We start from the raw sequence: 11,263 nt of genomic DNA, 5'->3' as shown, positions 1-11,263 counted from the left end.
CCCCCCCGCCCGCCCCGCCCCCCCCCCCCCCCCCTTCCCCCCCCCCCCCCCCCCCCCCCCAACCCCAACCCCCCCCCCCCCCCCCCCCCCGGGGGGGGGGGGGGGGGCGCCCCCCCCCCCCCCCCCCCCCCCCGGGGGGCGGGGTTGTCTCCGCGAGCTATCCTCTTGCAGCTGCGTTTGCGGATAGAACCCCTCATCCGGCGCTTCGCGCCACCTTCTCCCGCAAGGGGAGAAGGATTAGCAGCGTGCCTGCGGCTGGGTCAGTGAGTTCACCGCGGCTCTACAACATCACCCGCCGTCCCTCCTCCGCCGCCCAATAGCCCGCGTAGTTCACCTTGATCGTCTCATATGCCAGCGCCAGGTCCGACAGCGGCTGGCGTCCCGTCGCGGCGCATTCCATGAAGTCCTGGATCTCCTGGAGATAGCCGCGGGTCCACTCCTCCTCGAGGCAGACATATTGCCAGCCGGTTTTGCGGTCGACCTTCTCGGTGATGTAGACCGAGGCGAGCTTCTCCTCGGAGGTTTGGTAGCTCATCAGATGATTGTTCGGCGTGATATTGGCAAACAGCGAGCCGCCTGACGTGTAGGTCTCGATCAGATTGCGCACGCCGCCCATGATCATGTCGCCGGAGAACACGGTGGCCTTGGTGCCGTCCGAAAATGTCGCGGTCAGCGTGCCCCAATCCTCGACGTCAACAGGATTGGCCTTGATGTAAGTACGCTCCTCCGGCTTGAGGACGGCCGTGACATTGCCGACATCGCCACTGACGCTGGCGACGCGGATGGTTTCACCGCGCGCCTTGGCCTCGACCTGCTTGAGATACAGCACGGCGGAGAGCGGATGGCAGCCCATTCGGATCAGCGAGCCGCCGCCGGTCATCGCCCATTGCGCGGCATGGACCGCATGCGAGCCGGAATGGCTCTCCTCGCCCTTCATGAACAGGATTTTGTCTTTCGTCGCCTTGATGATCTCCGCGGTCTTGGTCACTGCGGGTGCGTAGATCCAGTCCTCGGCATACATGAAGAGCTTTCCGGTGCGCTCGATCGCGGCACGCGTGGCGCCCATCTCTTCCAGCACGCGCTCATACATCAGCGCCTTCGGCACGTGCTTGCCGATCGGCTGCCGGTCGCCGTCGCGGCCGAAATAGCCGGCGAACGGCTTTTCGCAGATGACATGCTTGCCGGCCTGCATGGCGGCGACGATCATCCCCGCATGAAGATTGGGCGGCGTGCAGATGTCGATGACATCGAGCTCGCCGTCCGCGATCAGCTCGGCGAAGCTGCGATGGACCCGTGGGATCTGGTGGCGGTGTGCAAATTCGACGACGTGGTCGCCGCGCGCAGCGACCGCCGCGACCTCGACATCCACGCCGTAGACGCGCCGGAACGCATACATATGCAGCTCCGACACGAAGCCGCAGCCGACGAGTCCCACCCTGATCCTGGCCATAGCGCCCCCTGACCCATGCTTTAGGCAGCACTATAACGCGCTGGCAGGTCTATTCCACCGAGACCCGCACCACGCCGGCACTCATCATGCCCAGCGCCTTGGCGGCAGGGACGGAGAGATCGACGATCCGACCGCGGATGAAGGGGCCGCGATCGTTGACGCGGCATTGAATCGAGCGGCTGCCGTAGGACACCCTCAGCACGCTTCCGAACGGGCGCGTCCGGTGCGCGCAGGTCAACTCACCTTTCCCGGCTTTTCCGTATCCGTAATAGGAGGCAAGCCCGCTTTCGGCCTGGGCGAAGGAAACTGCAGAAAGCGAAAAAGTAGCAAGGCAAGAAAACAGCGTGGTCTGCGCTCGCACGGCACCGCTCCCGGTTGGCCCTGCCCCGCGCAGCAACGTTTGTTGGTTCCCGTGGGTTCCTGGGCCGCCACCGGGCTACGCCCGGCGGCGCCATCACACATTGTTACTATTTGTGAAAGACCAGCGTGCGGACTTCGATGCTCTCACGCGGCGCCGCGTCGGCCGGCGTGGTCGGATCGACGAACGCGGTGTGCGGCCCGAAGCGGGTGCGGCCATCGGTTGCGGAATCGTAGCACTTGAGCAGCAGCGCTTCGTCCGCCGTCATCTCGGGGAAATAGAACCAGCGATGGTTCGGATTGTATTTCACCGAGTAAGTCTCGCCGCGGCGGTTGGGATAGATCAGATCGGAGGCAACGAGATCGTCGGGCGCGACCGTCGTACCGTCGGCCATCGCCAGCGGCGAGTCGCGCAAGGGACCACGGATCGGCCGCCACAAATTGATCACCTGGACGCGGCCTTTCAGCAACTCCTCGGCCTCATCGGGCAGATGTTCGCGCACGCGGTTGGCGCCTGAGACGGCGGTCTGGTCGACGTGGACGCGCGTTGCCGGCTGCCGCGGTCCGCCGTCGCGAATATCCGCGGCGCCCTCGACGCGCCTGCGCACGGTGTGGTCGAAGATGACGACGCGGTCGGCTTTCAGCGTTGCGCGCAGGAAGGCCTCGACGGCGGGATAGTAGACCGCCCTCACCTCTTCGTCGTTGCTGAAGTCCTTCACTCGGGTTGGATGCCGCACCAGCGCAAAGCCTTCGCGGTCGAGCGAGAAATTTTGCGCGATCAGTCGCGCATCGAAGATCGGGACCTGATGCGGCTCCGGCAACGACGTGCTCTTGGGCTCGCCAGGCGGCGGATCGAAGGCATAGGTGCGCGGCTTGCCGGAAACCGGCGCGAGATAGTTGAGTTCGGCAGTGACGAAGGGAAGCGATTCGATTTTTGTTTCTTGCAGGCCCATGGCCGGTCTCCCGATGTGGTCGTCCGGATGATTTTTGACGGGAGGGTGCGTGCTGCAAGGGAGTTGGTGCAAATAGCAATGCGGGTGTTGTCGCTGGCATGAAACGCAGAACGAACGTTTCGCGAAATCCGGCCGGGTTGGAATGCGCTCTGCCCGCCTCACGGATGCTTGAGAGCCTTGTGAGATCTCGTGCCCCGGACGCAGCGCATCACGCAGTGGTACGCTGCTGAGCCGGGGCCTATCTCACCGGGAGCATCTGTGCGGCATGGGTCCCGGCTCTGCGCAGTAGCGATCTCGGCCGCCTCGAGCTTCTGCTTGATCAGACCCCAGTGAAGGTAGAGGTCGATTGCGCTCTGCTCGTCCGCGACCAGCCGAACATTTTCGCGCCGGCCAGCATGAGACGGATCATTCCGCCGCCTCGCCGCGAACAGCCTGGCGCTTGGCGATCAGCTCGCGCGTCAGCGGAATCAGCTCGCGGCCATATTCGATCGCATCGGGAAGCGGATCGAAGCCACGGATCAGGAAATGGCTGACGCCGAGGTCGTAATAGTCGCCGAAGACCTCGGCCACCTGCTCCGGCGTGCCGACCAGCGCGGTCGTGTTGCTGTTGGCGCCCGTGAGCTTTGCGATCTCGGTCCACAGCCGCTTGTCGATGCGGCTGCCCTGGTCGGCGAGCGAGAGCAGCCGCCGCGCGCCAGCCGTGGCATGGCCGTCGGCGGGCTTGCGATAGCCGGTCTTGTCCTGGAGCGCGGTGGCGCGCGCAAGAATCTCTTCCGCCTTTTCCCAGGCCTGCTTTTCGGTCGGAGCGATGATCGGCCGCACCGAGAGGCTGAAGCGCGGCGTCGGACGGCCCCGCCTGACGGCCGCATTGTGAACGCGCGAGGTGACGTCGCGCACCTGCGCATAGGATTCGCCCCACAGGGCAAACGTGTCTGCATGCTTGCCTGCGACGTCGATCGCCGCGTCGGAGCCACCGCCGACGAAGGTGTAGATGCCGGCCTTCTGCAGCGGCTTCACCTGCGAAAAACCGTTCTCGACGTTGTAGTACTTGCCGCTGTAGTTGAACGGCTTCTCGCTGGTCCATTCCAGCCGCACCACATCGAGAAACTCGCCGGTGCGAGCGTAACGCTCGTCCTTGTCGTCGAGCGTGTTGCCGTCTTGCCTCAGCTCGGCTGCATTGCCGCCGGTGATGACGTGCAGCGAGACGCGGCCTCCATAGAGTTGGTCGAGCGTCGCCAGCTGCCGCGCGAGCAGCGTCGGCGCGGTAAAGCCCGGTCGCTGCGCAATCATCACTTTCAACGACTTGGTGATCGTTAGCACATGCTGAGCGACCTGGAGCGCATCGGGCGTAGTCGAATGGAACGCCAGCAGCGCGCGGTCGAAACCCGCGAGCTCATGCGCCTTCGCCACCGTCTCGATATAGGCGGGATCGAGCACCGGACCCTGGCGCACGATGATCTCGGAAGCATTGCTGTTGGCGATAAAGCCGATGAACTCAATCGACATGATGTTCTCCCTGAATGTTTGGCGGAAGGCTAGAAGCCCAATGCGGCACGGCCGAGGCCGGTGCGCGTGGAATCGTCCTGCGGCGTGTGCACGCGGCCGCACAGGACGTCGCGATAGTGCCGCTCCAGCGGATTGGCGCGGGACAGGCCGTGATTGCCGGTCAGCGACAAGGCATCCTCGACCGCGGCGACGGCGTTGTTGGTCACGGTCAGCTTGATGACGTTGGACTCGGCCGCGGAAAGCGCGACACCGTCATCGAAATCACCGGCGAAGGATGCGATCAGCCGCGCATTGACGGCGAGCCGAGCCTCGATCGCGCCGAGGATCTCCTGCGCCCGCGGCAGGGTCGCAAGCGGCGCGCCCAGGCTGGCGGGCGCGCGCTGCTTCAGGAACGCGACTAGCCAGTCACGTGTAGCCCGCGCAACGCCATCATAGATCGCGGCGACGAAGATCGTGTGCACGGTCGCCTGCGCGACATCGGGTACGCGCCAGTCGGCCGGCTTGCGCACGTCGATCTCCGCATCGAGAGGAATCACGACGTCCTCGAAGATGACGTCGTGGCTGCCGCTGGCCCGCAAGCCGTGATGATCCCATGTCTCGACGATGCGCGTGCCCGGCAGGCCCGCCGGCACCAGGAACTGTCCGACGCGCGGCTCGGCTTCGTCCGTGCGCGCCCAGACCAGATACCATTTCAGGATCGGCGATCCCGTCGAATAGATCTTGTGCCCCGAGAGCCGCCAGCCGGTCTCGGTGCGACGTGCAATGGTCGCGGGCAGGCCGCCGCGCGCGGGCGAACCCAGTTCGGGCTCGACGCGGAGCGCGTTGACGAGCGAAAGGCCTTCGACGCTCTCGCGCGCAAGCTTGCGCGACAGCCGCGCCGGCCAGGTCGGGCTCCGTGCCATCACCAGATGGTTGATGTAGTGCATCGACAGCACCAGCGCGGTCGACGGATCGGCCTTGCCGACGATGCCGAGGACGCGTGCGGCATATCGCGCGCCCGCTCCGGCCCCGCCATGGGCCGCAGGCACCGTCAGCGACAGCAGGCCCGCCTCGGACAGCTCGCGAAAGTTCTCGAACGGGAAGCTGCCGGTGCGGTCGTGCTCGGCCGCCCGCGCGGCGAAAGCCTCGGCCAGCACCTCGGCACGTGCGATGTAGTCGGGCTCGTGATGGGCCGCGCGCCCCTTGGCGATCGAACTCACCATGTCGCGTCCAATCCGAGCAGGCCGAGAATCTGGCGGCGTAAATCGGCCAGATACGGATCGCCGCGATGGCGCGGATACGGCCGGTCGACGCGGATGTCGGCCTTCACACGCGCCGGGCGGTCGCTGAACACGATGACGCGATTGGCGAGCACCAGCGCCTCCTCGGCGTCATGCGTCACCAGCAGCGTGGTAAAGCCCTTGCGCTGCCACAGCGAGACCAGCTCGGCCTGCATGGTGATGCGGGTCAGCGAGTCGAGCTTGCCGAGCGGCTCGTCGAGAATGAGGATTTTGGGATCGTTGACCAGCGCGCGGGCCAGCGCGACGCGCTGCGCCATGCCGCCCGAGAGCTGGTGCGGATAGGCATTGCGGAAGGACGACAGCCCCACGAGATCGAGCGCGGCATCGACGCGATGACGCTGGCTCTTCAAGATGCCCTGTGCCTCCAGCCCCAGCGCGACGTTGTCCCAGACCGTGCGCCAGGGAAACAATGTCGGATCCTGGAACACGACAACGCGCGACGGGTGCGGTCGCGTGATGCGCGCCTCGTCCTCGCGGAGCGTTCCGGATTTGGGCTTGTCGAGGCCTGCGACGAGGCGCAGCAGCGTGGACTTGCCGCAGCCGGAGGGACCGAGCAGCGCAACGAACTCGCCCGGCTCGACGGAGATGCTGACGTCGCTGAGCACTGGCAGCTCGGCGCCGTCGATGTCGAAGGCGTGGCTGACCTGCTCGATGTCGAGCGCGGCGCCGGCGGCCGGGTGAGCGTCGATCTCAGTCAGTGCAGTCGCGGCTACCATTTGACGGTCCCCTTCTGCCAGACCAGCAGGCGATCGCGGATCGAAAACAGCAGCGTGATCGCGCCGGAGCAGAGCAGCGACATCACGATCAGCGCCGCATACATGTTGGCGTAGGCGGCCCAGCCCTGCGCCCATTGCAGGTACCAGCCGAGCCCGGCCTTGACGCCGATCATCTCGGCAACGACGAGCACGGCAAAGGACGAGCCGAGCCCCATGAACAGGCCGACGAAAACGTGCGGCAATGCCGCGGGAATCGCGACCTTCAGCACCAGGAAGGACGGCTTCGCCCCGAGCGTGCGCGCAACGTCGTAATAGGCGTTGCTCACACTCGCGACACCCGACCAGGTCAGCACGGTGACCGGGAAGCCGGTTGCGAGCGCGATCAAAAAGGTCGACGCGCTCCAGCTCGATGGGAAAGTGAAAAAGGCGATCGGCAGCCACGCGGTCGCCGGCAGCGGGCCAATGAACCGCAGCACCGGATGCACCCAATAGCCGACCGCGCGCGACCAGCCGATCGAGACGCCGGTCAGGAACCCGACCGTCGCGCCGATCAGATAACCGCCCAGTTGGAGCTTGACCGAGGCGAACACGCTGTCGAGCAGTTTTGGCAGATCGTCGGTGTAGACCTCGATGATCGACTGCGGCGGCGGGAAGAACGGCAACGGCAGCCAGGCGAATTTCGCCGTCGCGACTTCCCACAGGGTCAGGACAACGCCGAGCACGACGAGCCATGGCGCGCGCTGGCGTAAGGCGCGGCCCGCCGAGCCGAGGTAGTCGGCGCCGACGGTCCCGAACAGCGCGATGGCCGCGATGACAAACGCGGCAATGCCGAGCGAGTGGGTCCGCGACCAGTCGCCCACGTCCTCCCACCACAGGCAGGACAGGCCGAAGGCAATCCACGCCATACTCGCGAGAATGCCGGCACCGGATTCCCGGATCCAGCTCGCAAGCCACGGTGCGCGCGAGAGACGCGGCGCGCCGGAAGCAAGGCCGTCAGACAGCGAATACGTCGACATAGATGCGCTCCGCGAATCTGGCCGTGTCCGTGCTCTGCTTGAACACCTGCACGCTCTTGAGATCGTCGGCATAGGCCTTGAGCTCGCGCTTCAAGACTTCGCCGACGGGATGATGATGATGGGTATGGTAGCGCACCATGCCTTCGATATCCGCGAGCGACGCCGTCTTCGGCGCGTAAGGCTGGAACGATTTCGCCGTCACGGATGGATTCTGCGCAGTGAACATCGCGGCATCGAGCAGCGCCTGCGTCAGGGCGCGCGCGACCTGCGGCTCCTCGCGCACCAGGCTGCCGCGCAGGCCGAGAATGCAGCAGCTCTTGTCGCGATATTCGCCGTCGAGATTGGAGGCGACCTCCTTGTACTGGGTGTCCTTGAGCCAGAGATAACCCAGCGGGTCGGACGACAGGAAGGCCTGCACCTCGCCCTTCTCGACGGCGACGTTGAGAAGGTTGCCGGGATAGGCGCGCCAGTCGACATCCTTGTTCGGATCGATGCCTAGCTTGGCGAGCTGAATGGAGAAGAAATTCTTGTCAGGACCGCCGAGATCGCCGACCGCGACGATCCTGCCCTTGAGATCAGCGAGCTTGTTCACGCTGGAATCGGCGCGCGTCAGCACGCGCATGCAGCCGCCATGGGTGCCGGCGGCGATCTTGACGTCAAAGCCCTGCTCCAGCGGTTTCAGCCAGCGCAGCGCCATGCCGAGACCGGCATCGCTCTTGCCGGTCGCGATGGCCTCGAGCAACTGGTCGGTCGAACCGGAATAGTTGATGAGCTCGATGTCGAGATTATGCTTCTGGAAGAAGCCGTGCTCGATGGCGACCGGGACCGGGGCGAGACAGACCGCGCCGGCGTTCCAGGACAGTTTCAGCTTGCGCGGCGCACCGGTGAGCGCGGGCGCATCCGACGCGGTCCGGCACAGCGGAAACTCCGAGAGATCGACGCCGGGCGCGATTGCCCGTGGCGCAAATGCCTGTGCCGCACCGAAGGCGCCGAGCGGCGCGGCGAAGGCCGCAGCTAACCCCGCCTGGAGCAAATGGCGCCGGTCGAGCCTCGATCCGCCGTGCTTGTCGTCGTCGTTCATCCGTTTCCACTCCTGCACTTGCACGGCTCCGCCATCGGCACAACGGCTTGCGTTGCGCCTGTTCCATGCGGAGCTGCGTCGAGAGAAAATCTTTTCGCCGGCGCCTGCTGCGCCGCCTTGATGCGATGCGCAAATCATGCGGCGCGTTCGCCGTGTCGTCAATGAAATGGAATTTCGAATGTAGCGCGAGGCGAAGTCATTCTCTCCATCGGCACCTGCGGGGACGATGAAAGGATTTCCACCGATGCATCGGTTGAAGGAGTGCGGGGCTACTCCCTCTCCTGCTTCATTCTTGCACAGCGCATACCGCACGTTCTCGAAATCAGCGCCCCTCTGGAACGTCCTTGCCGATCGCGCGCGCAATACGGTTGGCCATTTCATTGACTGGGCATCGCACAACCATAGACTTGATCGTCTCGCTGCATCGTTCGCTCACGCGTCGTGAGCAAAGCAACAGACAGGCCACATGAGCATCAACTCCCTCGATCATTCCGTCACGCGTCGGCTCGCTGCATCGCTGCTTGCCGCTGCCATCACCCTGTCGACTGCCGCGGCCTCGTTCGCGGCCGACGCAATCGTCCTGCGCGTCGGCGATCAGAAGGGCGGCAATCGTTCGCTGCTCGAGTTCTCGGGCTACGCAAAGGATCTGCCTTACAAGATCGAGTGGTCGGAATTCCCCGCGGCCGCGCCGATCCTCGAGGCGCTCAACGCCGGCGCGCTCGACGTTGGCTACACCGGCGATCTCTCCTTCCTTTCGGTCTATGCGGCCGGCGCCCCGCTCAAGGCGATCGGCGGCACCAGGTCGAATGCCAAGACGCAAGCCATTCTCGTACGCCAGGATTCGCCGATCAAATCGGCCGCCGACCTCAAGGGAAAGCGCCTCGCCGGCACGCGCGGCGGCTGGGGCCAGTTCCTGATCGACGCCACGCTGGAGAAGGCGCAGATCAAGCTGGAGGATGCGACCTTCGCGCCGCTCGGTCCGGTCGACGCCAAGATCGCGTTGGTCGCGGGCTCGATCGACGCCTGGGCGGTGTGGGAGCCCTACGTCTCGTTCGCCACTTTGAAAGACAAGGCCCGCGTGATCGCCGATGGTGAGGGCCTGACGCCGACCATCACATTCATCGTCGCCTCCGACAACGCCATCGCCACCAAGCGCACGGCGGTGCAGGACCTGGTGCAGCGGCTGAACAAGGCGCGGCTGTGGTCGCTGGATCATCTCGGCGAATATGCCAAGAGCACGGCCGAGCTGACCAGGCTGCCGGAGGACGTGCTGCTCTCGGCCTATACCGCGCAGCGCACCAGCCCGATTCCGATCGACGAGAACGTCGTGAAGGAGGTGCAGGAGGCCTCCGACCGCTCGACGCGCTATGGCATCCTGCCGAAAAAGCTCGACGTGAGCAAAGCCGTCGACCGCAGCTTCACTGCTGCGGCCGCGGGATCGAACTAGACGGAGCCGGCGGGATGCCCGGGCTTCGTCTCAACGCAGGCCCGCTGCATCTCGCCGCGATCGTGCTCGCGCATTTCGCCTGCATGAGCTTGATCGTATGGCTGTCGCTTTAGATGCCGGCCAGGCCTTAAGGAAAAGATCAGGACAACATAAGGAGCCCATAAGGACTTACGAGACGCCGCTGGCCTAGCATCGACCGTGTGATCGCGTCGGTAACAGGATGCCTCATCCCCGGCTTGTCCAGGCAATCACAACTCGCTCTCGGGTTGCCGATCCCGACCGGACGGGCTTACAGTGGCATTCACCCTGCGGCCGTCGACGCTTGCAATGGGAAGGCGACCTTCGGGCTGGAGATCAGCGCCATGTCAGCCGATCAGTATCTTCGTTACGATCCGTCCGTCGAACAAATCCGGCCGGAGGAAGCGGCGGCCGTCGAGGAGATCGTTGCCTCGATTTCGCGAACGAGCGATCGCACTTTTCACAAAGACAAGCACGGAACCCGACAGCAGCACGCCAAGGGCGCCGGCTATCTCCGGGGCGAGCTGATCGTCTACGAGGATTTGCCGGATCATCTGCGCCAGGGCCTGTTCAAGCAGGCTGGCCACTTCCCGATCATCGTCCGCCTCTCCACCGCATTCAACAGGAGCGATCGCGTACGCTCGCCGCGGGGGTTTGCCATCAAGGTCTTGGGCGTGACTGGGGCCAAGGCGCTCGGCGACGACGATTCGACGAACCAGGATCTTCTGCTCGTCAATCACCCCAGCTATTTCGCGGATGCGATGGCCTATATGCGCGCACAGCACAACGTCGAGCGCACCCTGTTCCTGCCTGATCTGGCGTACGTACCCATAGGCTTTCTCGCGCGCGTGCTGGTCGCCGCATCGGACAGAACAGGCATTCCGATCCCGATCGTCTTGAAAGCGCTCGGTGATGCCGGCAGCAACATCCTCGGAGAAACCTTTCACACGGAGGGAGCATTGCGGTTTGGCGATTATATCGCAAGGCTTCGCCTGGTGCCGATCTCGGCGTCGGTTCGACAACTCACCGGCCAACCCTGCCACGATTCCGATGATGCCGTGCTGAACAGCGTCGTTGCCTTCTTCAAGGACAATGCGGCCGAGTACGAATTATTTGCCCAGCTCTGCACCGACCCGGAGCGAACACCGATCGAAGATGCCTCGATCGACTGGCCCGAAGACGTCGCGCCGCCGCAAGCACTCGGCAAGATCACGCTTCCGCGCCAGACCGCCGACAGCCCCGCGCGTCGCGTCTATTCCGACGAGGTGCTTTCGTTCGACCCATGGCGATGTCTCGCCGCGCATCAGCCGCTCGGCTCGATCATGCGGTTGCGCAGGGATGCCTACAGTGCCTCCCGCACGCTGCGGCAGCAGCAAAATCATTTCAAGGTCAAGCAACCGCCCGGTGAACCGCGAGAGATTGCGGACCTGCCGGATTGA

10 protein-coding genes are annotated in these 11,263 nt (G+C 64.8%); 2 read left to right on the top strand and 8 right to left on the bottom strand.

The genetic code is table 11. From position 1 onward, the window contains the following. Positions 1-280 precede the first annotated feature (280 nt). The 8 genes from AC0L3A_RS33660 to AC0L3A_RS33625 form a co-directional block, all read right to left on the bottom strand. Positions 281-1,450: a Gfo/Idh/MocA family protein gene (locus AC0L3A_RS33660; RefSeq protein WP_007601096.1), complete on the bottom strand. Its 1,170-nt coding sequence runs from the start codon at positions 1,448-1,450 to the stop codon at positions 281-283. Positions 1,451-1,499: 49 nt separating this feature from the next. Beyond that, positions 1,500-1,811, bottom strand: a complete 312-nt coding sequence (locus AC0L3A_RS33655; protein ID WP_007601095.1) for a septal ring lytic transglycosylase RlpA family protein — start codon at positions 1,809-1,811, stop codon at positions 1,500-1,502. A 106-nt stretch (positions 1,812-1,917) separates the two neighbouring features. Then, positions 1,918-2,760 (bottom strand): CmcJ/NvfI family oxidoreductase, encoded by an 843-nt coding sequence (locus tag AC0L3A_RS33650; RefSeq protein ID WP_007601094.1) that lies wholly within the window; start codon positions 2,758-2,760, stop codon positions 1,918-1,920. Between the two features lie 405 nt (positions 2,761-3,165). Continuing rightward, positions 3,166-4,266, bottom strand: a complete 1,101-nt coding sequence (locus AC0L3A_RS33645; RefSeq protein WP_007601093.1) for an LLM class flavin-dependent oxidoreductase — start codon at positions 4,264-4,266, stop codon at positions 3,166-3,168. A 29-nt stretch (positions 4,267-4,295) separates the two neighbouring features. Continuing rightward, positions 4,296-5,468, bottom strand: coding sequence for an acyl-CoA dehydrogenase family protein (locus AC0L3A_RS33640; RefSeq protein WP_007601092.1), 1,173 nt, complete (start codon positions 5,466-5,468; stop codon positions 4,296-4,298). Further along, entirely contained in the window at positions 5,462-6,262 is an 801-nt protein-coding gene (locus AC0L3A_RS33635) for an ABC transporter ATP-binding protein (protein ID WP_007601090.1), read from the bottom strand. The genes AC0L3A_RS33640 and AC0L3A_RS33635 overlap by 7 nt, the downstream gene beginning before the upstream one ends. Further along, positions 6,256-7,278, bottom strand: a complete 1,023-nt coding sequence (locus tag AC0L3A_RS33630) for an ABC transporter permease (protein WP_007601088.1) — start codon at positions 7,276-7,278, stop codon at positions 6,256-6,258. Before AC0L3A_RS33630 ends, AC0L3A_RS33635 begins: the two co-directional genes overlap by 7 nt. Beyond that, positions 7,256-8,359, bottom strand: coding sequence for an ABC transporter substrate-binding protein (locus AC0L3A_RS33625; RefSeq protein ID WP_007601086.1), 1,104 nt, complete (start codon positions 8,357-8,359; stop codon positions 7,256-7,258). The genes AC0L3A_RS33630 and AC0L3A_RS33625 overlap by 23 nt, the downstream gene beginning before the upstream one ends. Before the next feature lie 466 nt (positions 8,360-8,825). On the opposite strand from AC0L3A_RS33625, the gene AC0L3A_RS33620 reads away from it, so the two are divergent. Further along, positions 8,826-9,806: an ABC transporter substrate-binding protein gene (locus tag AC0L3A_RS33620; RefSeq protein ID WP_473255979.1), complete on the top strand. Its 981-nt coding sequence runs from the start codon at positions 8,826-8,828 to the stop codon at positions 9,804-9,806. A gap of 362 nt (positions 9,807-10,168) precedes the next feature. Next, on the top strand, positions 10,169-11,263 hold the full coding sequence (locus AC0L3A_RS33615; RefSeq protein ID WP_473255978.1) for a catalase family protein: 1,095 nt from the start codon (positions 10,169-10,171) through the stop codon (positions 11,261-11,263).

It is taken from the genome of Bradyrhizobium sp. MI1.3, assembly GCF_055811695.1.
The sequence above is the reverse complement of the archived record's forward strand: the minus strand, read 5'-3'. Positions and strand labels throughout refer to the sequence as shown.

Coding starts and splice junctions, on each gene's coding strand:
- AC0L3A_RS33660 (WP_007601096.1), bottom strand. CDS start 1,450: ATGGCCAGGATCAGGGTGGGACTCGTCGGCTGCGGCTTCGTGTCGGAG.
- AC0L3A_RS33645 (WP_007601093.1), bottom strand. CDS start 4,266: ATGTCGATTGAGTTCATCGGCTTTATCGCCAACAGCAATGCTTCCGAG.
- AC0L3A_RS33615 (WP_473255978.1), top strand. CDS start 10,169: ATGTCAGCCGATCAGTATCTTCGTTACGATCCGTCCGTCGAACAAATC.
- AC0L3A_RS33635 (WP_007601090.1), bottom strand. CDS start 6,262: ATGGTAGCCGCGACTGCACTGACTGAGATCGACGCTCACCCGGCCGCC.
- AC0L3A_RS33620 (WP_473255979.1), top strand. CDS start 8,826: ATGAGCATCAACTCCCTCGATCATTCCGTCACGCGTCGGCTCGCTGCA.
- AC0L3A_RS33625 (WP_007601086.1), bottom strand. CDS start 8,359: ATGAACGACGACGACAAGCACGGCGGATCGAGGCTCGACCGGCGCCAT.
- AC0L3A_RS33640 (WP_007601092.1), bottom strand. CDS start 5,468: ATGGTGAGTTCGATCGCCAAGGGGCGCGCGGCCCATCACGAGCCCGAC.
- AC0L3A_RS33630 (WP_007601088.1), bottom strand. CDS start 7,278: ATGTCGACGTATTCGCTGTCTGACGGCCTTGCTTCCGGCGCGCCGCGT.
- AC0L3A_RS33650 (WP_007601094.1), bottom strand. CDS start 2,760: ATGGGCCTGCAAGAAACAAAAATCGAATCGCTTCCCTTCGTCACTGCC.